The sequence below is a fragment of the Paenibacillus sp. N22P23 genome, assembly GCF_059383735.1.
Genome location: NZ_JBXENT010000011.1, coordinates 21,405 through 46,504, shown reverse-complemented (window position 1 = coordinate 46,504; position 25,100 = coordinate 21,405). Strand labels below are relative to the sequence as shown.

General features: G+C 50.0%; 28 protein-coding genes and 1 tRNA gene. 4 read left to right on the top strand and 25 right to left on the bottom strand.

All coding sequences use genetic code 11. The features are described from left to right. Positions 1–5 precede the first annotated feature (5 nt). From rlmH to AC506A_RS27365, 3 genes are all read right to left on the bottom strand, one after another. Positions 6–485 carry a 23S rRNA (pseudouridine(1915)-N(3))-methyltransferase RlmH gene (gene rlmH / locus AC506A_RS27375; protein ID WP_495464174.1) on the bottom strand — a complete coding sequence of 160 codons (480 nt, stop codon included), beginning with the start codon at positions 483–485 and terminating at the stop codon, positions 6–8. 3 nt (positions 486–488) lie between these two features. Then, positions 489–656 (bottom strand): CxxH/CxxC protein, encoded by a 168-nt coding sequence (locus AC506A_RS27370; protein ID WP_495464173.1) that lies wholly within the window; start codon positions 654–656, stop codon positions 489–491. 135 nt (positions 657–791) lie between these two features. After that, positions 792–2,186 carry a S1C family serine protease gene (locus AC506A_RS27365; protein ID WP_495464172.1) on the bottom strand — a complete coding sequence of 465 codons (1,395 nt, stop codon included), beginning with the start codon at positions 2,184–2,186 and terminating at the stop codon, positions 792–794. Positions 2,187–2,412: 226 nt separating this feature from the next. On the opposite strand from AC506A_RS27365, the gene AC506A_RS27360 reads away from it, so the two are divergent. Further along, complete coding sequence (locus AC506A_RS27360; protein ID WP_495464171.1) at positions 2,413–2,634, top strand: hypothetical protein; 222 nt, start codon at positions 2,413–2,415, stop codon at positions 2,632–2,634. Here the strand turns inward: AC506A_RS27360 and AC506A_RS27355 are convergent. From AC506A_RS27355 to AC506A_RS27290, 14 genes are all read right to left on the bottom strand, one after another. Further along, positions 2,603–3,409 (bottom strand): MBL fold metallo-hydrolase, encoded by an 807-nt coding sequence (locus tag AC506A_RS27355; protein ID WP_495464170.1) that lies wholly within the window; start codon positions 3,407–3,409, stop codon positions 2,603–2,605. The two genes, AC506A_RS27360 and AC506A_RS27355, sit on opposite strands and share 32 nt — an antisense overlap. 74 nt (positions 3,410–3,483) lie before the next feature. Continuing rightward, a complete protein-coding gene (gene yycI, locus AC506A_RS27350) occupies positions 3,484–4,200 on the bottom strand; it encodes a two-component system regulatory protein YycI (RefSeq protein WP_495464169.1) in 717 nt (238 codons plus the stop codon). A gap of 57 nt (positions 4,201–4,257) precedes the next feature. After that, entirely contained in the window at positions 4,258–5,922 is a 1,665-nt protein-coding gene (locus AC506A_RS27345; protein ID WP_495464168.1) for a YycH family regulatory protein, read from the bottom strand. Beyond that, entirely contained in the window at positions 5,919–7,754 is a 1,836-nt protein-coding gene (gene walK / locus AC506A_RS27340; protein WP_495464167.1) for a cell wall metabolism sensor histidine kinase WalK, read from the bottom strand. Before walK ends, AC506A_RS27345 begins: the two co-directional genes overlap by 4 nt. Continuing rightward, entirely contained in the window at positions 7,751–8,503 is a 753-nt protein-coding gene (gene yycF, locus AC506A_RS27335) for a response regulator YycF (protein WP_495464166.1), read from the bottom strand. Before yycF ends, walK begins: the two co-directional genes overlap by 4 nt. A gap of 194 nt (positions 8,504–8,697) precedes the next feature. Beyond that, entirely contained in the window at positions 8,698–10,077 is a 1,380-nt protein-coding gene (locus AC506A_RS27330) for a peptidoglycan DD-metalloendopeptidase family protein (protein ID WP_495464165.1), read from the bottom strand. A 259-nt stretch (positions 10,078–10,336) separates the two neighbouring features. Beyond that, positions 10,337–11,029, bottom strand: a complete 693-nt coding sequence (locus tag AC506A_RS27325; protein WP_495464164.1) for a hypothetical protein — start codon at positions 11,027–11,029, stop codon at positions 10,337–10,339. A gap of 146 nt (positions 11,030–11,175) precedes the next feature. Then, entirely contained in the window at positions 11,176–12,462 is a 1,287-nt protein-coding gene (locus AC506A_RS27320) for an adenylosuccinate synthase (protein ID WP_495464163.1), read from the bottom strand. Positions 12,463–12,657: 195 nt separating this feature from the next. Then, a complete protein-coding gene (gene dnaB / locus AC506A_RS27315; protein ID WP_495464162.1) occupies positions 12,658–14,019 on the bottom strand; it encodes a replicative DNA helicase in 1,362 nt (453 codons plus the stop codon). A gap of 30 nt (positions 14,020–14,049) precedes the next feature. Further along, complete coding sequence (gene rplI, locus AC506A_RS27310; RefSeq protein ID WP_495464161.1) at positions 14,050–14,493, bottom strand: 50S ribosomal protein L9; 444 nt, start codon at positions 14,491–14,493, stop codon at positions 14,050–14,052. Then, positions 14,490–16,451: a DHH family phosphoesterase gene (locus tag AC506A_RS27305; RefSeq protein WP_495464160.1), complete on the bottom strand. Its 1,962-nt coding sequence runs from the start codon at positions 16,449–16,451 to the stop codon at positions 14,490–14,492. The genes rplI and AC506A_RS27305 overlap by 4 nt, the downstream gene beginning before the upstream one ends. 19 nt (positions 16,452–16,470) lie before the next feature. Then, complete coding sequence (locus tag AC506A_RS27300; protein WP_495464159.1) at positions 16,471–17,382, bottom strand: DUF2232 domain-containing protein; 912 nt, start codon at positions 17,380–17,382, stop codon at positions 16,471–16,473. A gap of 156 nt (positions 17,383–17,538) precedes the next feature. After that, positions 17,539–17,976 (bottom strand): CBS domain-containing protein, encoded by a 438-nt coding sequence (locus tag AC506A_RS27295; RefSeq protein WP_495464272.1) that lies wholly within the window; start codon positions 17,974–17,976, stop codon positions 17,539–17,541. Between the two features lie 107 nt (positions 17,977–18,083). Beyond that, positions 18,084–19,169, bottom strand: a complete 1,086-nt coding sequence (locus AC506A_RS27290; protein WP_495464158.1) for an LCP family protein — start codon at positions 19,167–19,169, stop codon at positions 18,084–18,086. A gap of 182 nt (positions 19,170–19,351) precedes the next feature. Here AC506A_RS27290 and AC506A_RS27285 point away from each other — a divergent pair, with 182 nt between their 5' ends. Next, the gene (locus tag AC506A_RS27285) at positions 19,352–19,705 is read left to right on the top strand and encodes a DUF4870 domain-containing protein (RefSeq protein ID WP_495464157.1); all 354 of its coding nucleotides are present in this window, start codon (positions 19,352–19,354) and stop codon (positions 19,703–19,705) included. Between the two features lie 54 nt (positions 19,706–19,759). Here AC506A_RS27285 and rpsR read toward each other — a convergent pair whose 3' ends face one another. Genes rpsR through rpsF form a run of 3 tightly spaced genes read right to left on the bottom strand, consistent with a single transcriptional unit; the run spans position 19,760 to position 20,916 of the window. Beyond that, positions 19,760–20,038 (bottom strand): 30S ribosomal protein S18, encoded by a 279-nt coding sequence (rpsR, locus tag AC506A_RS27280; protein ID WP_090574546.1) that lies wholly within the window; start codon positions 20,036–20,038, stop codon positions 19,760–19,762. Positions 20,039–20,056: 18 nt separating this feature from the next. After that, positions 20,057–20,590 carry a single-stranded DNA-binding protein gene (locus AC506A_RS27275; RefSeq protein ID WP_495464156.1) on the bottom strand — a complete coding sequence of 178 codons (534 nt, stop codon included), beginning with the start codon at positions 20,588–20,590 and terminating at the stop codon, positions 20,057–20,059. A gap of 41 nt (positions 20,591–20,631) precedes the next feature. Further along, positions 20,632–20,916 carry a 30S ribosomal protein S6 gene (gene rpsF, locus AC506A_RS27270; protein WP_495464155.1) on the bottom strand — a complete coding sequence of 95 codons (285 nt, stop codon included), beginning with the start codon at positions 20,914–20,916 and terminating at the stop codon, positions 20,632–20,634. A gap of 237 nt (positions 20,917–21,153) precedes the next feature. On the opposite strand from rpsF, the gene AC506A_RS27265 reads away from it, so the two are divergent. Further along, a complete protein-coding gene (locus AC506A_RS27265; RefSeq protein ID WP_495464154.1) occupies positions 21,154–21,333 on the top strand; it encodes a YjzC family protein in 180 nt (59 codons plus the stop codon). Positions 21,334–21,991: 658 nt separating this feature from the next. Here the strand turns inward: AC506A_RS27265 and AC506A_RS27260 are convergent. The 3 genes from AC506A_RS27260 to AC506A_RS27250 all read right to left on the bottom strand — a co-directional run bounded on the left by AC506A_RS27260 (position 21,992) and on the right by AC506A_RS27250 (position 22,679). Beyond that, positions 21,992–22,082, bottom strand: a tRNA-Ser gene (locus AC506A_RS27260). A 55-nt stretch (positions 22,083–22,137) separates the two neighbouring features. Continuing rightward, entirely contained in the window at positions 22,138–22,380 is a 243-nt protein-coding gene (locus tag AC506A_RS27255; protein WP_495464153.1) for a DUF951 domain-containing protein, read from the bottom strand. Positions 22,381–22,439: 59 nt separating this feature from the next. Next, a complete protein-coding gene (locus AC506A_RS27250; protein WP_495464152.1) occupies positions 22,440–22,679 on the bottom strand; it encodes a putative Se/S carrier protein in 240 nt (79 codons plus the stop codon). Between the two features lie 152 nt (positions 22,680–22,831). Between AC506A_RS27250 and yyaC the strand changes: the two genes are divergently transcribed. Then, positions 22,832–23,425, top strand: coding sequence for a spore protease YyaC (yyaC, locus tag AC506A_RS27245; protein ID WP_495464151.1), 594 nt, complete (start codon positions 22,832–22,834; stop codon positions 23,423–23,425). On the opposite strand, the gene AC506A_RS27240 is transcribed toward yyaC, so the two are convergent. Next, positions 23,394–23,891, bottom strand: a complete 498-nt coding sequence (locus AC506A_RS27240; RefSeq protein WP_495464150.1) for a DUF4446 family protein — start codon at positions 23,889–23,891, stop codon at positions 23,394–23,396. The two genes, yyaC and AC506A_RS27240, sit on opposite strands and share 32 nt — an antisense overlap. A 30-nt stretch (positions 23,892–23,921) precedes the next feature. Then, positions 23,922–25,094 carry an aminotransferase class V-fold PLP-dependent enzyme gene (locus AC506A_RS27235; RefSeq protein ID WP_495464149.1) on the bottom strand — a complete coding sequence of 391 codons (1,173 nt, stop codon included), beginning with the start codon at positions 25,092–25,094 and terminating at the stop codon, positions 23,922–23,924. Positions 25,095–25,100 lie beyond the last annotated feature (6 nt).

The following is a 25,100-nucleotide window of genomic DNA, read 5'->3' as shown; positions in this document are numbered from 1 at the left end:
TTGCCTTACTTATGGTACGGTTCCCCGCGGTTAATCTTCACCGCCCGGTACACTTGCTCCAGCAGCACCAATCGCATAAGCTGGTGCGGCAAGGTCATGCGCCCGAAGCTGAGCTTCTGCTGGGCGCGCTTGAGCACGGCGGGAGCGAGGCCGTGGCTCCCGCCAATGACAAAAGCCACGTGGCTCCGCCCATACGTGGCTAAATGATCGAGCTGGCCAGCGAGGTCCTCGCTCGACCAAAGCTCCCCATCCAATGCCAGCGCGACAACATGCGCGTCTGGCTTAATAACCGCGAGCAAGCGCTCACCCTCGCGCTCGCGAACGATGGCTTCCTCGGCGGCGCTCATCGTCTCGGGCGCCCGCTCGTCCGGCACTTCCGTGAGCGTGAGCTTCACGTACGGGCCAAGACGCTTCGCGTATTCGGCGATGCCGAGCACGAGATATTTTTCCTTCAGCTTTCCGACGGCAGCGATTTGAATATGCACCGGCTACACCACCAAATACGCTGCAATGTGATCGCACAGCTCGCACGTGGCCGGCGCTTCCCATTCCGTGAACTTCGTCGTCACCAAATCCACGATATCCGGTGCATCCTCGTACTCATCCACAAATTTATCAATCGCCAGCTCCACATGCTCTTTACATACACAATACATCTGCCAAATCCCCCAATTGTAGTCTGTTTCCACTAACGCCGTACAACCCCATATCCACGCAAAGAGATCAGCTCGTCGTAACGCAAGCCCGTACCTACGAGCCTGCACGAGCTGATCCGCTTCGCGACTATACCGTTATTCTTCCGTCTTCTCCGCCAGCTTAAACGTTGTTGTTTGCTTCTTGCCGTCACGGTAGAAGGTCACTTCAATTTCATCGCCGATCGTCTTCTTGCCATACAAATATTTACGCAGCTCCATCGTGCTGCTGATTGACTCTTTGTCCAGCTTCACGATGACATCGTTGAATGCAAGTCCCGCTTCTTCCGCCGGACCGACCGCTTGAAGCACGATCACGCCCTGCTTCACATCGTCCGGCAGCAACAGATCGCCTTGCGGCATCATCACGCCCTCGTCTTCGCCGCCCGCAGCAGCACCATCATCAGGCGTTGTACTTGGCCCCTCTTCCTGATCGGCGCCTGCACTGCCATCGCCGTTCCCCTGAGCGGCTGCCGACTGCTGAGCCATATACAAGCCCAGATCCATCGTATACACGCCTAAGTAAGGACGCTTCACTTTGCCATACTCTAGTAAGCTTTGCACAATCGGCATCGCAATATGCGAAGGAATCGCAAAACCGACGCCTTCCACACCATACTCAGCGATCTTCATGCTGTTGATGCCGACCACATTGCCGTCCAAATCGATCAGCGGACCGCCGCTGTTGCCCTGGTTAATGGACGCGTCAATTTGAATAACTTCCTGCTCCCAGTCATAGTTGCCGTCTTGGCTGAGCGACACCGGAATAATCCGTTTCGTCTTGCTCACAATGCCCATCGTCAACGAATCGCTGAGTCCAAGCGGATTACCAATCGCCATGACCCATTGACCGGCGCGCAAGCCCTCGGATTCCCCGAAGTCAGCTACCGTATCAATTCCGTCTGCGTCGATCTCCAGCACGGCCAGATCCGTAATCGCATCCGTACCAACTACCTTAGCATTCCGCGTTTCGCCATTGCTCAGTACGGCTTTTACAGCAACTGCATCTTGAATAACGTGATTGTTCGTAATGATGTGCGCTTTGCCCTTGACCTTCTCGAAAATAAACCCAGAACCCAGTGCCGCTTGCTGCAGCTCTGCAGAGCCATCACCAGGATCAGCAGCACCTGCATCATTGCCTGCAGCACCGCCAGCCGCGTCGCTTTCAGGCTGCGCCTGCTCGTTAATAATACTGACGACAGCCGGGCGCATCTTCGCCGCTGCGGAGATTGTTTTCTCAAGCGGATCATTACTCAGCCCCACATTGGTCACGCCTGCAACAGCTGAAACCGAACTCTCGCTGCGGTCAAAGCCCGTGAACAAGCCGAACACCAGCACCGCAGCCAGTGCGCTAACCACCGAAGAAGCTACAGCTACACGAACAGGCGTCCAGCGAATGCCGGTACCGCGCTTGCTAAACGAAACGTCGCGACCCGTAGACCGAATCCGACGCGATACACGCGTTGAATAGAAATCATCATCAAATAAGCTCATCTATAATCGCTCCTCTCGATGTCAGCCTGACATCAAGACCATTATTTTACGAATCTAGGAATGATATCGGTAGAACGGTCTACAATAATAATAGATCAAGAAGAAACAGCTAACGCCGTCCTTTGGAGGCATGGTAAGTTTCTTCCCTTAGACATGATAGAAAGGTATAGTCAAAACTTATAAATTCTATCATGTTAATAAACAAATAGATGAAGGAGCGAATCCCATGAAATCCAGAAGTTCCTCAGCCCTCGACCATCTCAATCTGGTGGCCAAGCTTGCCGACCTCAAAGAGGATCATTATCGCACCCTGCTTACCCTCAGCGCGATGACAGAGCTGCTCATTGATAAAGGAGTTCTCACCCAAGACGAACTTGAACGCAAAATCACTTCGCTCGATACCGAGCTGGACGAGCTTATCGTCGGCGCACTTCATCCCATGCCGTAGGCCGGTCATGGTACGTTTCGCGCAGCGGATGCTCATCACGTTTGAAGAAGAAACCGTTATTCTCCAAGATGCCGTTTACCGTCAGCTTAGCCAGATCCATCATATTGTGATCCAAGCTAAGATGAGCCAGATAAACCCGCTTCGTGCGATCCGTCATCAGCTGGCATAACGCTTCTCCGGCTGCTTCATTGGACAAATGTCCGATATCGCTTAGGATTCGCCGCTTAATGTTCCACGGGTAACGGCCCATCCGCAGCATGTTGACATCATGGTTCGACTCTAGCACTAGCACATCGGAATCTTCTATCATCCGTCTTACTTTGTCACTAACATAGCCAAGGTCTGTTGCCAGACTCAGCTTCACATCGTCATCTTGGAAAACATACCCGACCGGCTCGGCCGCATCATGCGAAATCGCATACGATGTCGTCCGCATAGCACCGAACTTCGCTGTTTCCCCTGTCTCCATAATGACACGCTGCTCGCTTGTTATGGTGCCGACATGACGCTCAAGTGCCCCCCATGTCGCTTCATTCGCATAGATCGGCAATTTGTGCTTCCTAGCAAACGCACCAAGCCCTTTTATATGATCGGAATGCTCATGCGTAACGAGGATCGCATCGATTTCATGACCGCCGACGCCTCGCTCCCGCATGAGCTCCTCGAGCTTCTTCGCACTTAAACCTGCATCAATGAGCACGGTAGCATCTTCGCACTGCACAATCGTGGCATTTCCTGTCGAACCGCTCCCAAGTACCGTAAATCGAAGTCCCATACTTCTTTTAAACCTGTCCTTTCCCCTGCTCCCCAAACCCGCCGATCATTCGGCGAGGCACTGCGAAACGCCACTTATTCCGTCACAACTTCCCCGCTGATCGCATTCATGTAGTACTGTCCGCCATCTTCCAGCAGCACGCGCCAAGTCGGCGCCGACACTTGCGTATTGGAGTCGAAAATCTGCCCGTGATAGCCAAGCTTGATTTCCTCAATTACCGCGCCGTTTTGCAGTTGGTTCTCTATTAAGCTCGTCACCACTTTAGTGGCCGACAAAACCGACTGAGAGGTCGAATTCTGTGGCGGCAGCAGCTCGACAAGGTCCTGCTTATACGCAATAATCTTCTGATTTCGGTAATAAAGCTCAAGCTTCGCATCGAACATCGGGCGTCCTTCAACCATCCGGTAGAAAATAAACTCATCTTCATAAACAGGGCCAAGTGCGTAATCTCCCAGTTCCGGAATAATGCCTCCCAAGCTCGCCTCCAGCTCTTTCGTATCGAAGACGACTTTACTGTCTACCGGCTTCTTTAATTCATGACGCTCACCTTTACCAAGCTTTGTTTTGATCTGGTAAGTCAAATCCCGCAGCTCAGGTGTCTCCGAAGGGATGCTTGTTCCAAGCTTAATCTGCTTCTCTTCCATAAGAGCTTGCGTTTCCGGCCGCAAATCGCTTACATCCGCGCTCGTCCGCAGCCCCTCCCGGATATTAGACCAGAGCTGGTACCCAAGCACGAGATTCAGCAGCAAAAATGCAAAAATCAGCACACTCTTCGCCCTGCCCCAGTCCATCCCTTCATCTCCTTCAACTACGATCCTGATCAGCTTCCGAAACGACCCAAACCCAGCTTACGGCTGCTCCGCGGAACCTCCGACATCACTATCGCTGCCACTCGCATTTGCTTCCATGCTGGCAGCATGATTCGCGTCACGCTCTCCAGCTATATAGCTATCCACGGGGACGGCATTGCCGATTCCTGCATTCGAGCCCGCGCTATCGCCGACAGCTGCTCCCGCTTCACTTCCATCTTTCGCATCGCTTGCATTCGTGCCTTCAAGACTGATCAAGCTGCTGATGTGTCCGGAAATCGGCCCGCCGCTCAGCTGAGCAATACCGCTGGATGCGGTATTATTGCCCTGCTCATCAACACTGCCTCCGCCGGAATTACTCGTCTTCTGAATCGGCGCGCCGCCCGGCTCACCGGGCATTGGCTTGTAGCCGCCCGGAATCGCTTGAAGCAGGTTCTCTTGCGTGCCATCTACAAGGCGGACGGCCCAGATTGGCTCCAGCTTCATCACATTCTTCTCTGTTGATATTGCCAGGAGCGCTGGGTAGATCGCAGACACTTCCAGTCTGCGATTGTAATTCTTGAGCGCATTCTCCAGCATATCTCCGCCCGGCAGCCAGCGGATGTCCCGCTGCTGCGCCTTCTTCTGCAGCGTAAGCAGTGAGCGTTCATACTCCGAAACAACACCTTGCTGCAAACGCAGCCTCATGCTGCCGAACATGAACGGCTCCTGGGGGATAATCGGATACGAGCCATAATACTGCTGGAACCGCAGCACTTGTACACTCTCGTACGTCCCCGCATGTGTGAAGCGATGCATGCCATCCCAGCCGCCATGCTCGTTAATGAACTGAATGGCCGCGTACACATTCTGACTCTCATTGTCGTCTCGGCCTTGTACCGATACGGGATCCGTAAAGCTGATCCATCTTCCATTCTGCTCCACCTGCAGCCCGCGCTTGCCATCTGTATAGATCTGCGAGCCGCCTTGGTCACTGATGACCCGCGTAACGCCGGGATCAAAGAACAAATACCGCTGCATCTGCTCCGGTGAATACGTTTCGTAGCCCACGGTCAACTGCATCGATTCCACCGGTCCATCCGGCGTATAGAGATCCTCGCCGACTTTCCGATAGTTCGTCTGATACTCGCCGTAACCGACATACATCTGAACGTCTTGTGCCGTCAAATCCGCTTTCACCGATTCATAGACGGTCAGATTATCGCTGCTGAAGAAATACGTTCGAATTTCATCACGATCACTGCTTTTATAAATCCATATCCGGTTCACGACATCATCCATAAACGTCGCGTCGCCTTCAAGCTTTAATACTTTGCTTAACAGTTCAACCGGAACGCCGCGCCCGAACCGCAGTTCAAGCCCTTCATCGCGATCACGAATCTCGTCCCAATCGACGACGACAGCTGCGCTCCGCTGGAAGCCTTTAAACTCGCGGCTCTTGATCTTGCCGAAGATCAAATTATAGAAATTCGAGGCCGGGTACAGAAGCGTATGTTTGCCCTTGCCCAGATGCAGCACCATGTCTTCCGGAAAAATAACGTTCTCGATCTTCTCTTTTTGTCCCATCGGCTCGGCCGGCGCATAATCCTGCTGCGGTGTAGTAGTCACACCGAGGCCCGGCATGCTGTATGCGAGCAAATAACTTTGAATCAGACTGAGAATAACGAGCGCTGTGAGCAACGCGGTCTTCAGTTTGTCCATCATGCGCTCTCACCTCCGCCGACTTGCACAGGCAGAATGACCGTTACCGTCGTCCCTTCATTAAGCTCGGAATCAAGCGCAATCGATCCGCCGTGCGCCTTCACAATTTCCCGGGCAATGGACAAGCCAAGACCGGTACCGCCCATGTTTCGCGAGCGGGCTTTATCGACACGATAGAACCGGTCGAAGATACGGCCAAGGTCCCGTTTCGGGATACCGATTCCCGTGTCCTTCACACTAATTGCGACCGAGGCTGGCTCCAGCCGACGTGCCGCAATTTCAATGCGCCCGCCGTCAAGCGTGTATTTGATCGCGTTCGAGACGAGATTATCAAGCACTTGATCGATCTGGTCGCGGTCGAGCCAGATCGACGTAATCGCGTCTTCTACCCGAACCGAAGCGCGAATTGCTTTCTTCCGCAGTTGGAAGGAGAAGCGGTCCGCCACTTCTTCCAGCATATCCGGTACATTCGTCTGCTGCCGCCTTAGCGGAGCTTGATTGGAATCCAGCCGCGATAGATGCAGCAGGTCTGTTACCAGTCGTATCATCCGCTCTGTCTCGTTACGGATAACGCCGACGAATCGCTGACCAAGCTCTCGCTCATCCATCGCGCCATCGTCAAGCGCTTCCGCGTAGCTCTTGATCGTCGTGAGCGGCGTACGCAGCTCATGCGATACATTCGCAACGAACTCGCGCCGCGATTGCTCAAGTCGCTCTTGCTCGGTGACGTCCTGCAGCACCGCAATCGTACCGCTGATGCCTTGGTCCCTCCGATGAATCGGCGTCAGCGTCACACGCATCAGCTCTTCCTCATCGCCTTCTGTCTCCAGATGATAGAGAATGGCCGACGGCTCATTCCCCTTCTGTAATCCCGTAAGCTGCGCTTCGTCCATACCGAACAAGTCGGCCAGGCGAATGCCCTGACAATCATCCTTGCGCAGCATTTCCTGCGCACGACGGTTCGTAATGATAACAACACCGCGCTCGTCGGCGGCCACGACCCCGTCACTCATATTCGCTAGAATCGAAGAAATCTTCTCTTTCTCTTCTTCCGTTGCTGATAGAGCATCGCGCAAGCGCATCGTCATATCGTTAAACACTTCGCTTAATCGCCCGATCTCATCGTTCCCGAGAACGGGTACCTGCTGGTCGAACCGACCTTCAGCAACTGCCGCAGCCTGGCGGGTCAGTGCTTTGATCGGATTGGTAATCGTATGTGCGAGCAGAATGCCGAGAACGCCCGTCAATCCAAGCGCGAAGAGCATCCCGGACATGAAGATCCGGTTAATCCGGTCTACGGTGGAGTACAGTTCCTTCATCGAGGCGACCAGATAGATCGCGCCTACGGTTTTCTCCCCATCTACGATCGGTTTGGCAATAATCTTCTTGCGCAAGCCATCCTCATCGATGATTTCCTCTTCATTATCGCGAATGCCCTGCAAGGCCCGGCTCACGGCCAGCGACGTATTCTTCTTGCCGATATAAGATTGATGCGACTGCATGGAGGTGGCTAACACCTTCCCGCTCGCATCCAATATTTGAATTTCCGCCTCGCTAATGCTGAACAAGCTGCTGACAAGCACGCTTAAATACTCCTCTGTCGTGTTCTCATCGGAGGTGCCTGTCTTGTCCAGCCGATTGGACAGCGTTTGCGCCGATAATTTCGAGAGCAGATTCGCCTGCTCGTTCATATTATTCGTAAACGTCGATGTCAGCGAGGTCTTCATCGTACTGATGAAATAGACGCCGATCAGCTGCATCGCAATTAGAATCAGCAACACATAAATAATAATCAGCTTAACTTGAATGGTTCGGAAAAACCGTATCCCGTTCATCCGTACCCGAACCCTCCGGATTTAGGATTACGCATCAAGTAACCGAGTCCACGGCGGGTCAAAATATATTCCGGACGGCTCGGATCATCCTCAATCTTCTCCCGAAGTCTCCGAATCGTAACATCCACGGTGCGGACATCGCCGAAATACTCAAACCCCCAAACCGCCTGCAGCAAGTGCTCGCGCGTCATCACCTTCCCGCAGTTGCGGGCCAGATAATAAACGAGCTCGTACTCACGGTGCGTCAAGTCGAGCGGTTCATTGTCTTTATAGACGACATACATGTCTGTATCGATAAATAAATTGAAAATCCCAAGCCCTTGCTTGTCCTCCGCAGCTGGCAAAGTGCCATTAGCCGCAGCAGCTGCAGAAGAGGACGCATCATTCTTCTGGCGCCGCAAATGCGCTTTCACTCGGGCAAGCAGCTCGCGTGTGCTAAACGGCTTCGTGACATAATCATCCGCACCAAGCTCCAAGCCGAGTACCTTATCCAGCTCGGTGTCTTTGGCTGTCAGCATAATAATAGGCGTTTGCAGCCGCGCGCGTACTTCTCGGCATACATCCATGCCATCCTTTACCGGAAGCATCAGATCGAGCAATATCAAATCCGGCAGCTCTTCAAACGCGAGCTTTACCGCTTCACCACCATCGAAGGCGCAAATGACTTGATAGCCTTCCTTCTCAAGGTTGAATTTTATAATATCCGCAATCGGTTGTTCATCATCAACGACTAATATTTTTCCGTGCATCGCTACACCGCCTGTCGCTTAGCAATCTTCCTCTATTCTACCATAGGTAGTGTCTGAGTTCCCAATGAAAGTTCCCTCATATGAGGGGAGAATTGGTCGAATTTCCGCGGATTTTGTGACTTTCCTCTGAACGCAAAAACACTGCCCGGCCATGAAGACCGAGCAGTGTTTCGTATGGTCTGCGATTGCTTCGCTTATAGGTACTTAAGCGGGTTTTGCAAAACGCCGTTCTTATGAACTTCAAAGTGCAAATGCGTGCCGAAGGAGTGACCGGTATTACCCATAATGCCGATCCGTTGACCCTTCTCAACCGTCTGACCACGCTTGATGGAAATTTTGCTAAGATGGCCGTATACTGTTTCATAGCCGTTATGGTGATTGATAATGATACAGTTGCCAAGCCCCGGACGTTGACCGGTGAAGCTCACTGTACCGTTGTCTGCTGCCATAATGTTGCGGTTACCCACCATATCAACGCCGCGGTGTAAAGCTCCCCATCGTTGACCGAAGCTGCTAGTTAAGCGTGCACCGGTTACCGGCCAGCTGAAGCGGCCGCTGCCTTCGCTTAGCATAACTTTCGTTCCTTTCATAACTATCGCCGGAACGGATGGCTTCAGAACAACTTCACTGATCAGCTCTTCACTCATCAAGTAGCCATTCTGTTTGACCAATCGGTACACCAATTGTTTCTTGCCGCTTTGGCCTTCGCGAATAACCTTCGACTGGCCCGCTTTCATATTGCTGTTCTTCTGAACGACCGTAGCCGGTTCAATCGATTCGGTTTCCGTCACGTTCTCGACCGTTTCAACAGTCACCTGTGGCTGAAGCACCGTCAGATCAAGCACGTCTCCGACTTTTATCATGTCATCTTTGATCCATTTGTTACGTTCATAGATGACCTGAGGCGAAATATCGAATTTGTGTGCAATACAACCGACGCAGTCACCCTCTTGAACCGTATATGAGGTCGGTTTCACGGTCCCTTTAATAAGCTGCAAATACAGCTGCTCAGGATCCGCGATGTCAGTTGGCTGTACTTCTGCTTCTTTAGTCGCAACCTTCTCGACAAATTTCACGGATTTCAATGCCGATTTGGATTTCAAGCTGCCGTCTGCAGAGAGGGACAATGCTGTCACTTCCGCTTTACCGGCTTTCACTTTCGGCGAGTATTTGCCTTCGACCCGCTTCAACAACGCAGTCGCCGTAGCCTTGTCCTTCACAACGCCGACGCGCTTGCCGTCTACAACGAGCTCTACGCCCGTAGCGTGTGAAGCAAGCAGTCCTTCCAGCTTCTGCAGAGTCCCAGTTGAATCCGGATTGGCATTGTAAGCGCTTTTATCACTATATGTGATCGTACCTGTGTCAAGCACCATATGTATGCCTGCGTTTTTCTCCTGGATCTGCTTCTCTTTGCTGCTAATCAACTCTTTAACCTGGGTCTCCGAGCTTACTTCCCCAATTAGCTTGCCATTATGATAAACTTCGACATAATCTACGGTGTGTGCTTGTACATAATGACTGCCGCTAAAACCCGCAATCGTCAGTAAAGCTACTGCGCCTACCGCTAGAAACAACGGTTTTTTGCTCAGTAATCGGTGTTTCGTACTAGCTTGCGTGCTATTTGGGTTGACGGTCCGAAAAGTCTGTCGGAATGAATTCCATACCTTCCGGATTCGACCCCTCTCATTAAAAAAGGCCATGATCGTCTCCTTTTCGCGTTATGGTTCATAACTTTGATGGGATTCGACAATGTAAATCCTACATTGTCAGGCTACGAATTATACTTTATCATAACGCTGCATTCCGATTCAACCAAACGACCTTGGCTTGACATTAATATTTGCTCAGAATTGCCAGCATTGCGTCGTATTCTGTCCGATCTAGGTGTTGCGCCATGAGCTGTTGGACCTGGGTCATCTCTGCATCCGTCAGCCCTTCCTCCATTAGAACCGATATCTTCTGCCACGCATCCTGCGGCAGCTTCGTCATCGTATTAAACAGCTTCTCTTTATCAGCGTCGCTGATTTGCGATTTCGCAGCATTGATTTCATCTGTCGTTATAGCATCCTCTTCATTCGATGAAGAAACAGCGCCGCTGCCTGCTTTCGGACCGGTTCCGCCCCCGATATCACTCAGTTGACCGCCAGGTGTCTCCGCGAAAGCATCCACTGACGAAGGTGAATCGCTATCCGATTCCGTATCCTTCTTCGTACTCGTTTCTTGCTTGCCGTTATCCGTCGAAGCCTCATTCTTACCTGCGCCAGTGTCTAATTTCACGTCAGCATCCTCGCTCTTATTTGTCGAGTCTGCCGAGTCCCCTTTCTGCTTCACAACCGGGTCAGCTCCCCATAATCCGCCCCAAACGCCGTTCAGTGCAAAAGGTTTCTGCTCGAGCGGAACATTAAACTGCTTCAGCAGCGTCTCGACATAGCTGTTGACGATATAGCCTGTCGTCCAGATCGATAGAAAACTGATCAGCAGTCCCGCTGCGATTGTTTTCGCCAGCCACCCTGTCATTTTCCACATGATAATCACCCTCCTATGCAAGGGCATTTTCGCCCATACTTCTTAGTATGGGCACGCAGCTTAGGAACCATTCACCAAGTCAGCGACTTATATTGGCAAAAAAGAAGAGGACCGCGATTTCTCGCAGTCCTCTATATAGGTGATCATTAACTGTAGATCGGTACTACCGGATTCGTTTGCTCGCGATTACGTCCAACGGAGAAAATCGCAATTGGAATACCGGTAAGTTCGGATACCCGCTCCACGTAGCGGCGCGTGTTCTCAGGCAAATCTGCCAGCGTCTTCGCGTTTGTGATATCTTCGCTCCAGCCCGGCATTTCTTCGTACACCGCTTCGCACTCGGAGATCAGCTTTAAGCTCGCAGGATAATGCGTAATGATTTCGCCGCGCAGTTTGTAGCCTGTGCAAATTTTAACCGTTTCAAGGCCCGAAAGCACGTCAAGCGAGTTTAAGGACAAGCCAGTAATTCCGCTAACGCGGCGTGCATGGCGGACAACAACAGTGTCGAACCAGCCTACACGGCGTGGACGGCCGGTAACTGTACCGTACTCATGGCCTTTCTCACGGATCCAATCACCGATCTCATTGTTAAGCTCAGTTGGGAATGGACCATCACCAACGCGCGTAGTGTACGCTTTGGCAACACCGATAACTTGTTGGATCTTCGAAGGGCCAACGCCGGAACCGATACAAACGCCGCCAGCTGTCGGATTCGAAGAAGTCACGTACGGATAAGTGCCTTGGTCGATATCAAGCATAACGCCTTGTGCACCTTCGAACAGAATACGTTTGCCTGCGTCGATTGCATCGTTCAGCACAACGGAAGTATCCGTTACATAAGGACGAAGCGTTTCGGCATAACCCAGGTACTCTGCAAGAATAGTGTCAGCATCAAGCTTCTCGCCGTTGTACACTTGCTCGATTACTTGGTTCTTCTCCACAATCATGCGGCGAAGCTTTGTTTCGAACTCTTCTGCATCAAGCAGGTCAGCGACACGAATACCGTTACGCGCTGCTTTGTCCATGTAGCAAGGGCCGATGCCTTTGCGAGTCGTACCGATCTTGTTATCGCCTTTACGCTCTTCTTCAAGGCCGTCAAGCACAAGGTGATACGGCATGATTAGATGCGCGCGGTCACTGATTTTCAGGTTCTCCGAGGAGAATCCATGTTCATGTATATAGTTAATTTCATCAATCAGTGCGGACGGATTGATAACCATACCGTTACCGATGACGCACACTTTATTTTCATTGAAAATGCCCGATGGAATCATCGTCAGCTTATATTTCTTATTGCCGATCATAATGGTATGACCTGCGTTGTTTCCCCCCTGGTACCGGGCTACAACATCAGCACCGTCCGCCAGAAAGTCGGTGATTTTTCCTTTGCCTTCGTCTCCCCACTGGGTTCCGACTACAACTACCGTTGACATGGATATACCCCCATTACAAGTTTTGCACGCACTGCCGAGGTGAAATTATAAAAACAAACATAATAGCTACCAGCTTGAGACAGCATGATTAGTTTAGCAGTCTGCAGTGGTAAAGTCAACGAAAAGCGAACAATTGTAAGGTCGTATATCGCATTGTTCGGAATTTCGATAAATGTGGGACAGAACCCTCCATTATTAGGAGGCGTGGCCCGGTTCTTGGTGCGATCGGTCTAAACCAACGAATTTATTGAAGTTCTTCAAGAAGGCAAGTTCGACGGTTCCTACGGGACCATTACGCTGTTTAGCAATGATGATTTCGATAATATTCTTCTTCTCGGATTCCTTATCATAGTAGTCATCCCGGTATAGGAACGCTACAATATCGGCATCTTGCTCGATCGAACCGGATTCCCGAAGGTCAGACATCATAGGACGCTTGTCCTGCCGCTGCTCAACACCCCGGCTTAGCTGCGAAAGTGCGATTACCGGCACTTCGAGTTCACGGGCGATCTGTTTCAGCGTACGGGAGATCTCTGATACTTCCTGTTGACGGTTCTCGCCGGCTTTGCCGCGCCCCTGAATGAGCTGCAAATAGTCAATCAGAATCATCCCAAGGCCGCGCTCTTTCTTAAGACGACGGCATTTCGCCCGAATATCCGATACGGTAATACCCGGTGTATCATCGATGTAAATTTGCGCTTCAGACAACGAACCAATCGCCATCGTTAGCTTTTCCCAATCGTCGCCTTCCAAATACCCGGTACGCAATCGGCCCGCATCCACGTTTGATTCCGCACAAATCATACGCTGCACCAGCTGGGCAGCCGACATCTCAAGACTGAAGATGGCAACTGTTTCCCGCGCCCGCACACCGACGTTTTGCGCAATATTAAGTGCAAAGGCCGTCTTACCTACGGATGGCCGTGCAGCCACAATAATAAGGTCATTTTTCTGGAAGCCCGCGGTCATTTTGTCCAAATCGGTAAATCCGGACGGAATGCCTGTGGAGCCGCCTTTATTCGAATATAAATGCTCCACTTTCTCGAATACTTCCATGAGCACGTCGCGAATGGATATGAATCCGTTACTTGAGCGACGGTTCGACAGTTCCATAATTCGGGCTTCCGCTTCACTCAGCATCGCTCCGACATCTTCAGCTGCCGCGTACCCATCCGAAACGATGTTCGTCGCTGTCCGAATGAGACGGCGGAGCATCGATTTCTCTTCAACGATCTGTGCGTAGTAGTCAACGTTAGCCGCTGTAGGAACAGCGTTACCCAGCTTCGCCAGGTAACTAACACCGCCGATTTCCTCCAGCTGCTGTCGATCCTGTAAATAAGCAGTCAAGGTTACCAAGTCAATCGGCTGGCTCGCTTCACCAAGCTCCACCATCGCTTCAAACAGCAGTTGATGCGACGGCAAGTAGAAGTCCTCGCTGCGCAGTCGCTCCATCGCCGTTATTAACGCTTCCGTTTGCAATAAGACAGCACCGAGTACCGCTTGCTCTGCTTCCATGTTCTGCGGCGGTATTCGGTCAAAATTCATCTCATTACTCATTGGTCCGCATGACTCCCCTTTTGATTGCTTTTATTCCTCCGCTGCATGTACACTCAGCTTCGCTTTCACTTCTGGATGCAGTTTCACCAATACTTGCGTAACGCCAAGCGTACGGATCGGCTCTTCCAGTTCGATTTTGCGTTTGTCGATTTTGACGCCTTGCGCCTCAAGCGACTCTGCGATTTGCTTGCTTGTAATAGCTCCGAACAAACGACCGCCTTCGCCGGCTTTCGTTTTAACAACAATTTTCATCGCTTCCAGACGTTCTGCAAGCGCCTTTGCATCTTCTTTTTCTTTTTCCTTCTTCTTCTGCTCGGATGCTTTCTGCAAATCCAGCGTCTTTAGGTTGCCATCGGAAGCCAGCTTCGCCAAGTTCTTCGGAAATAGGAAGTTACGTACATACCCTTCCGACACCTCTTTAACTTCACCCTTCTTACCTTGCCCTTTAACGTCTTGCAAAAAGATTACCTTCATTCGAATAACCCCTCTTCCTTATCAAGTTCTTGCAGCACCTGCTTCAGGCGCTGTGCTACTTCCACTACAGTTCCTTCTTGCTGCGCGGCTGCATTGGTCAAATGTCCGCCTCCGCCCATGCGCTCCATGACCACTTGCACGTTCATGTGGCCCAGTGAGCGGGCACTAATGCCGATCAGACCGTCCGGCCGCTCTCCAATGACGAAGGATGCGAGCACATCGGTCATATTAAGCAGCGTATCTGCCGTCTGCGCGATAAGCAGCTGCGAATACTGCCGCCCTTGCTCCGTCATCGCGATGGCGATATGCTCATACACAATTTCGGCCTGCTTAATAATTTCTGCCTTCTTAATGTATTCGGCCAAGTCCTCTTTCAGCATCCGCTGAATCAAGGTCGAATCTGCCCCATTGCGGCGCAGAAACGATGCCGCTTCAAAGGTGCGCGAACCGGTGCGAAGCGAGAAACTCTTCGTGTCGACGGTAATTCCCGCGAGCAGCGCCGTCGCCTCTCTTACATCCAGGAGCACACGATCGTTAATATATTGCAGCAGCTCGGTGATGAGCTCACAAGTCGAGGAAGCATAAGGCTCCATGTAGACCAGTATCGCATTCGCAATAAACTCTTCACCGCGTCTGTGATGATCTACCACTACGATTTTGTCTGTTTGCGTCAGCAGCTTCGGTTCTTTCACCATCGATGCTTTATGCGTATCAACGACGACGACCAGCGTGTTGCCGCCGATGAGTTCCTTAGCTTGTTCCGGTGTAATGAACCTCTTTGCAATCCGCTCTTCTTCCTTCAGCATTTCCATCATTTTCTGGATGGAAGGATTAACTCCCTCCAGCACAATGTACGCTTCTTTATTAAAGAGCATAGCAGCCTTCAGTACGCCAATGGAAGCGCCGATCGCATCCATATCCGGCATTTTATGCCCCATAATGACGACGCGGTCGCTTTCCTTGATCAGATCACGCAGTGCATGTGCAACAACCCTCGCCCGAACGCGGGTCCGCTTCTCAACGGCATTGGACTTACCGCCGTAGAACGACTGCCGCTGTCCGACCTTCACCGCTGCCTGGTCGCCGCCGCGTCCAAGTGCATAGTCAAGACTCGTTTGCGCCCAGTGACCAAGCTCCACGACGCTTTCAGCACCTGCAGCAAAGCCGATGCTAAGCGTCATGGGAATTTTATTCTCTGCCGTAATCTCTCGCACCTCATCAAGCAGAACAAACCGTGACAGTTCAAGCTGCTTTAGGGTCCGTTGATCGGTAATAACCAAGTACCGGTCAGAGGTGAGTCGTTTCAAGTACACATGAAACTTATTCGCCCAATCCGTAATTTCGGCAGTCGCCTTAGAAAGCAGCGTGCTGCGCTGTTGATCGTCCATGCCCTGTGTAACCTCATCGAGGTTATCCATCATGACGATGCCAAGCGCAAGCTTTTCTTCCTCATACCGCTTTGCCAGCTGCCAGCGCTGCGTGATATCACGAATGTAGAGCAACCGCTCATCGAATCGAAACTGCAGCTCATAAACCGAGTTGCCGACATGCGCTTCTACTGTGCCTTCACGTTCTTTCGCCTGTGAGAGCGTGGGGAACAGATCCTCCAATGACTCACCGACAACGGAATCCCGCTCCAGCATGTGCGTAACAAACGCATTGTGCCATTCTACGGTCTTGTCTTCGTTATAAAGAATAATTCCGAATGGTAAATCGCTGATAACCTCATTGCCGGCTTTTTTCACCCGATACGACAACGTCCCCAGATAGACCTTTAAATCGCGTCGGAAGGCTCGCTCCGCCATGACGGAGGAGAAGCCAACCGCTCCGGAGAGAAGCAGCCCCAGCATGCCGAGCTTCCATTCATAGAAAGCCAGTGTGACCGTCAGCAGAATCATCAGCACGAATGCCCATAAATGGTGCATGCCGTGCCAGCGATTAATTAAAAACTTTGGCATCGTTTCATTCGCCTCCGCATCACGATTTCTTAAACGCTTTACGGATTGGGAACGCTGCGTCAATAACCCCAATCAAGCTAAACGGTTGGAAAATCGCAACAACTATCGATAGAAGCACTGGTATCGCTTTGTTCCATTTGCGTTCATGCGCCACGAAGAAGAAGAAGCCCATCGCCTGAATGGAGAAAGCCAGCTGCATCAGCGGTACCAAATTATGAAGCGTCACCGTCATGAATGAAGAGCCCGTGTTCGGTGTAGCCATATCCGCTATGAGTACGATCAAGTAGTAAAACACAAAAATCCGTGGCAATCTCCACTCACGAGCCGCTTGCAAACGCGAAATCGTTAAACCGCTTGAACGCAGAGAAGGCGCTGCAATCGCATGCGTGACAATCGCAAGCAGAAAGGAAACGGTAATAAGCGCCATTGGGATGGAATGAATCAAGCTTTGCACATACGATTCCGTTACGGTTGCCGTCCAAACACTAGGCATGAGTCCTTGTTCCCGTAAGTTCTCCACTGTCGTCGTAATCATCTCGCGGATTTCATCTATCAAGGAGAAATCGAATACGAGGTCAAATACAACCAGCTCAAGCAGAAGCTGAGCAAGCACCGTTAATACGGTAGCTGTAATGACCTTCCGAGCGGGTGCTCCTTTGCGGTAGAAATGCCCCATAACCAGCGATGGCACTAAGAAGAACAGTCCCACAATAAGAGCTGGCAGTCCCATGATGAGTACGCCAATCCCATATACGGCTGCCATATGCAGCGTAAATGCCCGCTTGGACAAGGTCGTATAGAGAACGACTGTTGGCACCATTAATACGGCCGCAGCCAGCGCATTCATTACAGGGACTGCTACCAAGAGCAGCAGAATTAGCGCTGAGAAACTCCAAAGAATTGACTTTAAACCGGTTTTCAAACCGTTCACCTCTTGCTGATTTACTAGTACAGAACTAATGCTTTACTCCCCATTATATCACAAAACAATTCCGACAACACAGGGGACCTTGTCCAGTAGGAGCGTCTCATTCCCACGGTACATGTACGACAAAACGCCGCCCTCTTAGAGAGGACGGCGTTTGATTTAGCCGGCAGCCATTTCTTTGCTGGCTTGATGTTGATTTAAGATAAGTGCTTCACAATAATCGATAATATCGCTCCGACGTACAATGCCGATAAACCGATTCATGTCATCTACGACAGGCACAAAGTTCTGTACTTTCGCGAGTGAGATCAAATCTTCCATATTAGCATCAATTTGTACGGCTTTATTCGTCATGCGCATCTTTACGTCCGTCAGCTTCACTTTGTTCGTCTGATCAAAGGTCACTTGCGGGTTGTTCTTCATATACCACAGCAGATCACCTTCGGTCAGTGTTCCTGCATATCCGCCCTGATTGTCGAGTATCGGTACCGCCGTGTAGCGATGATGCTCCATCTTCTCGAGTGTTTGACGCAGTGTTGCGTCGAGCGTCAACCATACTACCTCTTGTTTAGGCAGTAGAAAAAAAGCAATATTCATGTTGCGTTCCCCATTCCCTTCTACTTTGTCTTTCCTGTTCGTGAAGAGCTCCGGGCCTAGCTGCAGCTTGACGTGCGCCTTTGATTCCAATAAGCGCCGCATTGCCGTTAATGCTTCTCTGATGCTGCTTTCGTTTTGGACGACAACGACTGCACAGGCTTCTCATCTTTAACCTGGTATTCCTCCGGAAGCGGCAGCTCTGCTTTCGTTTTCGCTGGATCCAGCCATGCCTTAATTAATTGCTGCGTTGCAGCTAAGTCTTCTTCATCCGCAAAATAATACCACGCGCCGTGATTCACCTTACGGTGTCCATTACCCTTCAGCGTGTGACTGTAGATTGTGCGGTTGTCGCTTTGCAGCATGCTCTTCGCCAGATCAATCATATGCTGCGGTGTTAAATCGGTTGTAAAATTAGCACCCATAATTGAAATAAGTTCAGGAATCTTCGTCCACTGCTGTACTTGCGAAGCCTTTGTCATAATCGCGTTTAGGAACTGCTGGTGACGTCCTGCACGGCTTGTATCTCCGCCTGCATCTTCACGGTATCGAACAAAGTTGAGTGCTTCAGTGCCATTGTAGAGCTCTTTACCGGCCTTAACGACGAACTTCTCGTGATCCGGGTCGTCATTGACCAGATCCTCCGTAATCGGAAGTGCGATTCCGCCCATGGCGTCAATCACTTCACGGAAGCCGGTAAAGTTAATTGTAGCATAATGATCGATTGTGGTGCTGAATAACCTTTCCACCGTTTCGACCGACATTTTCGGACCGCCAAAAGCATAAGCATGTGTAATCTTATCTTCCCATTGGTTGCCGGACTTCGTTGTTTTGCCTACGATATCCACATAAGTATCACGGGGGATGGAAACCATTAAAATGGCGCCATCGATCGGTCTGATGACCGTATAAATCATCGTATCTGAGCGACCTACCTCTTTATCCCTCTGATCGACGCCGAGCAGCAGCATGGAGAACGGCTCCTCCGGCTTATACGTTGTCTTGACCGGCTCGTGGCCTTCCAGCGGCTGATACGAATTCTCCAGCTTGTCCTTAACCGATCCGGATAAGAAAACATCAAAGCCCCACATGGCCAGCGCATTTCGATTGAAATAACCAGCCGTTCCTGCAACGATTACGATAATAAGGATAGCTGCCAGCCATTTATACGTTCGTCTTGATTTTCTCGGTTGCATATTCGTTGTAACGCTCCATTCTCTACAAATCTATTTACACGGGATTTCCTTATTCTAAACGATTATGTGTACCCGAAAGTTACAAATGGTTAACGATATTCCTTTGTCAATTCTGGCGATTTCAACCAAGCATAGTTTGACCTACGCTTGAATACATACCTACAAAGGGAGGGAGCATCATTATGCAAGCACCGTTGTTTGGACCTGACCCATCATCGACAGGCATGGACCCTAAGATTGTCGGGCTCCTTTGTTATTTGGGCAGCTTTGTAACCGGCATCTTGTTTCTTGTACTGGAGAAGCGCAGCAACTTCGTGAAATTTCATGCCATGCAATCGATCCTCGTGTCTGTTGTACTTGTTGTTATTAATATTGTGCTCGGCTTTATCCCGTTTATCGGCTGGCTTCTTGGCATTTTACTTGCTCCGCTGTCATTTATACTATGGATTGCATTAATGCTCCTCGCCTTACAGGGCAAAAGGTTCAAGCTGCCTGTTATCGGCGATTACGCAGAGCAGCAAGCGAGCAAGTTTTAACAGCTTTAATGAACGCAAAAAAGGCAGCCGGATTGGCTGCCTCTTCATTACGTCCTATTCCGTTGTGTAAGGCAACAACGCTACTTGACGGGAGCGTTTGATCGCTACAGTCAGAAGACGTTGATACTTTGCACTTGTTCCAGTTACACGACGTGGCAAAATCTTGCCGCGCTCGCTGATAAATTTACGAAGCAGGTCCGTATCTTTATAGTCAATGTGCGTAATTTTGTTAGCTGTGAAGAAACATACTTTACGGCGTTTGTTACGGCCTTTACGACCGCCGAATTTGCGTTCTGGACGCTCGTCGCCACCATCTCTTTGCTTAAAGCTCATGTTCATCCGTCCTTTCAGTTAGAATGGCAAATCATCTTCCGATATATCGATCGGGCGTCCGTCATCTGAGAACGGATCACGACTATTGTTGTTCCTTGGTGTGCCTCCCGAACGGCCTCCACCTTGTGGATTACCACCGCTGGTGCCACCTTGTGGGTTGCCTCCACCGTAGTTACCGTTTCCGCTGCCATAACTTGCCGCACCTTCATCACGCGGACCATTCTCACGGTTGCCGGATTCCAAGAAACGCACGTTATCAGCAATGATTTCAGTCACATAGACCCGCTTGCCTTCGTTGTTCTCGTAATTCCGTACCTGAATACGGCCTTCAACCGCTGTTAGGCGGCCTTTGCGCAAGTAGTTCGCACAAGTTTCAGCGAGCTGACGCCAAGTAACGATCGGAATAAAATCCGCTTCCCGCTCGTTCTGACCACCGCTCGTAAACGGACGATCCACCGCAAGTGTAAATTGCGTTACCGCAACACCTGCTGGTGTATAGCGCATTTCAGGATCCTTTGTTAATCTACCTATGAGAATAACACGGTTCAACATCGTTTATCGCCTCCAATCGAAACATCCTTGCGTTGATGAGACTAAGCTACATCTTTAACAACTAAGAAACGGATAACTTCATCCGTGATTTTCATGACACGGTCAAGTTCAGCAATAACGTCTGGAGTTGCGTTGAAATGTACCAGCACGTAGATACCGTCACGAATCTTGTTGATTTCATACGCAAGGCGGCGTTTACCGATCACGTCATGCTTTGTGACCTCTCCACCGTTTCCGATGATTGCTTGGAACTTGTCAGTCAAAGCTTGTACCGACTCTTGTTCCACATCCGGACGAATAATGTACATCACTTCGTATTTGCGCATATGTTTCACCTCCTCTTGGACTATGCGGCCCCCCCGAAAGGGAGCAAGGAGCGAGTTAATTTCTCGCATACCTGAATACTATACCAAACTTAGTCCCCACTTGACAAGTGTTGATTCCAGTCATTCGCCTGCCTCTTTCTTCCGTTCATGATCCAACCTCATTTGTTGCACACTAATGACCAGGACGGAATCTCTGCGTCCTCATTTGTGCAACCGCACTGGAGGTGTATTTCATTAATGGGTGAATGGACAGAATTTCGAGAAGGCGACCGCGCGCCAAACGATGGATTGTATATTGAAATCGGCGAAGCATCGTTCCATATGGGCGTTAACAATCCGCAGAAGGTAAGATTGGCGAAAGGCGATAAGTTCCCGTCCCTTTCGAATAAGGACCGCAAGTGGAAACGAATGTATTAATTTTTTGATCTTTTTCAAAACCATTTGTATAGAAGATAAGTAAGCTGCGCATTATAATTGTTGACGGTGTAAAGAGAGGTGTGGTTCCGTTGAACCCATTCATGCACGAACCTCAAGGAGATTTTGTCCACTCAGCATAGAAGCGGAGGGATGTGCCAAAGACCAGTGTCTGTAACACACGCACACCGACTAAAGATCGGTGAACCGAGGTTTCTTACGAAGAGCTTGTAGTGACTGTTTTCTAAATCAAACACCGTTGGAGGAAGGGCTCGCGAGAGCCCTTTTTTCCATTTTGTCTGCGACATTGGAAACAAAGCGCTCCTGAGGACCCTTTTTTCCATTTTGTCTGCGACATTGGAAACAAAGCGCTCCTGAGGACCCTTTTTTCCATTTGTCTGCGACATTGGAAACAAAGCGCTCCTGAGGACCCTTTTTTCCAATTGTCTGCGACATTGGAAACAAAGCGCCCCGGAGGACCTCTATCTTATGCCAAGAACGTTGCCGCTGAGTTCCCTCGACCGCCCTAGCGTCCCTTCTCTTCTTCCCTTTACATAGGAACTGAGCTCTTTAGATACGACTCCTATCTCTGCTCATAAAAAAACTTAAATACAAAACAAAAAAACGACCCGCTAGGGTCGTTGATTGATTGATTAAATTATGGCGGAGAGGGTGGGATTCGAACCCACGCACGCTTTGACACGCCTAACTGATTTCGAGTCAGCCCCCTTGGGCCTCTTGGGTACCTCTCCATAAATGTCAATCAGCAGAACTTATCTTACCACGGTGCTCGTCCAATTGCAAGCACTAATTGCTTGATGTTCCATTAAAGCTTTCTCCCTCATTTACGCCCTCTTCAGCCTTCGAACGAAGCACCTTTTTCAAGTTTTTCTCGAACTTTGCACGCGGTATGAGAACGCTGTGTTTGCAGCCGACGCATTTGATTCGGATATCCATGCCCATGCGAATGATCTCCATCTCATTTGTTCCACATGGATGCTGCTTCTTCATTTGTACAACATCGCCCAGTTCAAACTGCTTCCTCTCCATTACAGTCCGCTCCCTTTCCCCTAAAGCTGTTTATACACTCTATCGTATCCCTTTAAGCCTCATAACTCAATGGGCTCATACCGATCTTCGACCTGTTTGAATATACCTCGAATCTCTACACTCTCTTGGTTGATGACATCCTTCACAACTAGCAAATCACTCTCCGGAAAATGAATGGATAGCGCGCAGCCAGCAGTAATTTGCTTCGGAGTTGGGCAGATATCTATTTCAATCTCAGCATATTCTAATAGCATTTCCGCCCGCAGTGCCTGCTGGGTGGAGTCAAAGGCAATAAGCATGCATCTGCGCCTCCTGATTGTTTTATTGTAGGTTCGTTAGTCAAGCAAGTATAAAATGGTTGTCCTAACCATATACTAGTAACCAAGTGATAACAACAGTTTCTCTATCGATCGGGTAGTTGGAATTCATAGAGTTGGCGGGAGGATAATCTATGAAATTGCCAGGAATGAAAGAAACACCGCTCAAAGTACCATACACAGAACCTAACATTACAGGACTGCTGATGAACCGAATTACGTACCTTTTGGACAACGTCCCTGCTGATCGCAGGCTTGTTGTTGTATGTGTAGGTACTGACCGTTCCACAGGCGATTCACTCGGACCTCTAGTCGGCACTTCTCTCAGTAAGTATCGGAGCCCCTTCTTCGATCTTTATGGCACCCTGGAGGAACCCGTCCATGCAATGAACTTGGATGAAACCTTGATCGACATCAACAAGTTTGTCCGCAAGCCTTTTGTCATTGGGATAGATGCCTGCTTGGGTCAAGCCGCTAGTGTCGGCTGCATTCAAGTCGGTTCTGGTCCTGTTCGTCCAGGTGCCGGCGTTAATAAAGACCTTCCGCCTGTCGGTGACATCCATATTACGGGCATCGTGAATGTCGGCGGATTTATGGAGTATTTTGTTTTGCAAAACACTCGTCTTCATCTTGTAATGCGTATGTCTGATATTATTGCACACAGTCTCTTCTTAGCCATTATGAAATGCGTACGCCCTACTTCGATTCCCGCTGCGACGCAAGACTGATCGCTTCTTTTTCTTCGGGAGTTAGCGGATACCTCGATTGACCTTCTTGCACCGGCTTGGCGTAGACGAAAGTATTCTCTCGTCCGTGAATGCCGCTTAGTACCATTCCGTCTTCAGCATCATCAATAACAGCTATTGAGAAACTCAGATCATTTCCTCGTTCTGCAAAAGCATTATAGCGATGAATACCAATGTTGCCCTTCTTCTTCTTCAGTGTATCATTTAAGGCTTGAACACTTTGCTTCAGTTTACTCTGTCCTTCTTCCTGAGCATTAAGGCGCTGCTTCAGTTCCACGATGACGCTTTCCAGCTCTTCGACTCCTGCACCACTCATAAACTGCGTGTAACTTTTACGCAATCGTCTCAGCTTACTGCTAATGATGAAACTGCGTACCAACAAGATCAGAACAACAACAAGCAGTCCAATCGTTATCCAATCAGACGGTTTTTCAATAAGTTGATCCATGATGTCTTACTCTCCCCCGTTTAAAGCACGCTAGCTGTAGTGCTGCCTTATTTCCTTCACAGCCGCTATAAGCGCTTCGACCTCTTCTTTAGTGGTGAAGCATCCAACACTTGCGCGGATTGCCCCTGTTTCCTTCGTCCCTGCAATTGCATGTGCGAGCGGAGTGCAATGGAATCCGGTGCGTACAGCAATTTGATAATGTTGATCTAAAATAAATCCGATCTCAGACGGATCTGCTCCCGGCAAAACGAAGGACACGATTCCAGTCCGCGGTTTGCCGAGTTTTGGGCCAAGGATATGAACTCCATTCAAAGCATGAAGTCCCTCCATCAATTGCTGTGTCAGCATCCATTCTCTAGTATGGATGTTTTGCACCGTCTCATGCAAAATGTGCTGCACACCAGCCTTTAACCCATTAATTCCAGCTGCATTCTGAGTGCCAGCTTCATACCTGTCAGGGCGCACAGTTGGCTGTTCAATCGCCTCCGACTGACTGCCCGTGCCACCGTGCAGGAGCGGCTCCAACTCCACGTTGGGGTTAATATACAACCCGCCTGTCCCCTGCGGTCCCAGCAGCCCTTTGTGGCCCGGAAACGCGAGCATATCGATCCCCATTTGCTCGACGTTAATCTCCAATAACCCAGCTGTTTGAGCTGCATCTACAAGCAGCTTTATTCCATGTTTGCGTGTAATCTCTCCAATTTCCGCAACAGGTAGTATGGAGCCCAACAAATTAGAACTATGATTCACAATAACAAGCTTTGTGTTAGTCTGTATCGCAGCTTCAATTTGTTTCGCGTCCATTTCCCCAGCTTCATTCGGTTCCACGTAGCTAACCTCAATGTCATGTACGCGTTTCAAATATTCCAATGGTCTTCGCACAGAATTGTGTTCTACAGCAGTTGCAATCACATGGTCGCCTTTTTTTAGTATTCCTTTTATTGCTGTGTTTAGTGCCATAGTTGTATTTAATGCAAAAGCAATATCATTAGGGTTCGATATTTCGAACAGTTTTGCCAGCGATTTTCTCGTATTGAACAGAATCCTGCTTGCTCGAACAGCCATCGCATGACTGCCTCTTCCTGGGTTAGCACCATCGCGCTCCATGGCCTCTATTACAGCTTCAATTACCCCCGTTGGTTTAGGCCATGACGTTGCCGCATGATCAAGATAGATCAATCCCTTGCCTGTTGTCTGCTGCATCAATAT

Coding starts and splice junctions, on each gene's coding strand:
- AC506A_RS27320 (WP_495464163.1), bottom strand. CDS start 12,462: ATGTCAACGGTAGTTGTAGTCGGAACCCAGTGGGGAGACGAAGGCAAA.
- AC506A_RS27365 (WP_495464172.1), bottom strand. CDS start 2,186: ATGAGCTTATTTGATGATGATTTCTATTCAACGCGTGTATCGCGTCGG.
- AC506A_RS27275 (WP_495464156.1), bottom strand. CDS start 20,590: ATGTTGAACCGTGTTATTCTCATAGGTAGATTAACAAAGGATCCTGAA.
- AC506A_RS27265 (WP_495464154.1), top strand. CDS start 21,154: ATGGGTGAATGGACAGAATTTCGAGAAGGCGACCGCGCGCCAAACGAT.
- AC506A_RS27345 (WP_495464168.1), bottom strand. CDS start 5,922: ATGATGGACAAACTGAAGACCGCGTTGCTCACAGCGCTCGTTATTCTC.
- AC506A_RS27360 (WP_495464171.1), top strand. CDS start 2,413: ATGAAATCCAGAAGTTCCTCAGCCCTCGACCATCTCAATCTGGTGGCC.
- dnaB (WP_495464162.1), bottom strand. CDS start 14,019: ATGAGTAATGAGATGAATTTTGACCGAATACCGCCGCAGAACATGGAA.
- yycF (WP_495464166.1), bottom strand. CDS start 8,503: ATGCACGGAAAAATATTAGTCGTTGATGATGAACAACCGATTGCGGAT.
- AC506A_RS27290 (WP_495464158.1), bottom strand. CDS start 19,169: ATGCAACCGAGAAAATCAAGACGAACGTATAAATGGCTGGCAGCTATC.
- rplI (WP_495464161.1), bottom strand. CDS start 14,493: ATGAAGGTAATCTTTTTGCAAGACGTTAAAGGGCAAGGTAAGAAGGGT.
- walK (WP_495464167.1), bottom strand. CDS start 7,754: ATGAACGGGATACGGTTTTTCCGAACCATTCAAGTTAAGCTGATTATT.
- AC506A_RS27370 (WP_495464173.1), bottom strand. CDS start 656: ATGTATTGTGTATGTAAAGAGCATGTGGAGCTGGCGATTGATAAATTT.
- AC506A_RS27305 (WP_495464160.1), bottom strand. CDS start 16,451: ATGCCAAAGTTTTTAATTAATCGCTGGCACGGCATGCACCATTTATGG.
- AC506A_RS27240 (WP_495464150.1), bottom strand. CDS start 23,891: ATGGATCAACTTATTGAAAAACCGTCTGATTGGATAACGATTGGACTG.
- rpsF (WP_495464155.1), bottom strand. CDS start 20,916: ATGCGCAAATACGAAGTGATGTACATTATTCGTCCGGATGTGGAACAA.
- AC506A_RS27295 (WP_495464272.1), bottom strand. CDS start 17,976: ATGAATATTGCTTTTTTTCTACTGCCTAAACAAGAGGTAGTATGGTTG.
- rpsR (WP_090574546.1), bottom strand. CDS start 20,038: ATGAGCTTTAAGCAAAGAGATGGTGGCGACGAGCGTCCAGAACGCAAA.
- AC506A_RS27355 (WP_495464170.1), bottom strand. CDS start 3,409: ATGGGACTTCGATTTACGGTACTTGGGAGCGGTTCGACAGGAAATGCC.
- AC506A_RS27285 (WP_495464157.1), top strand. CDS start 19,352: ATGCAAGCACCGTTGTTTGGACCTGACCCATCATCGACAGGCATGGAC.
- AC506A_RS27255 (WP_495464153.1), bottom strand. CDS start 22,380: ATGGAGAGGAAGCAGTTTGAACTGGGCGATGTTGTACAAATGAAGAAG.
- yycI (WP_495464169.1), bottom strand. CDS start 4,200: ATGGACTGGGGCAGGGCGAAGAGTGTGCTGATTTTTGCATTTTTGCTG.
- AC506A_RS27235 (WP_495464149.1), bottom strand. CDS start 25,094: ATGCAGCAGACAACAGGCAAGGGATTGATCTATCTTGATCATGCGGCA.
- AC506A_RS27250 (WP_495464152.1), bottom strand. CDS start 22,679: ATGCTTATTGCCTTTGACTCCACCCAGCAGGCACTGCGGGCGGAAATG.
- yyaC (WP_495464151.1), top strand. CDS start 22,832: ATGAAATTGCCAGGAATGAAAGAAACACCGCTCAAAGTACCATACACA.
- AC506A_RS27325 (WP_495464164.1), bottom strand. CDS start 11,029: ATGTGGAAAATGACAGGGTGGCTGGCGAAAACAATCGCAGCGGGACTG.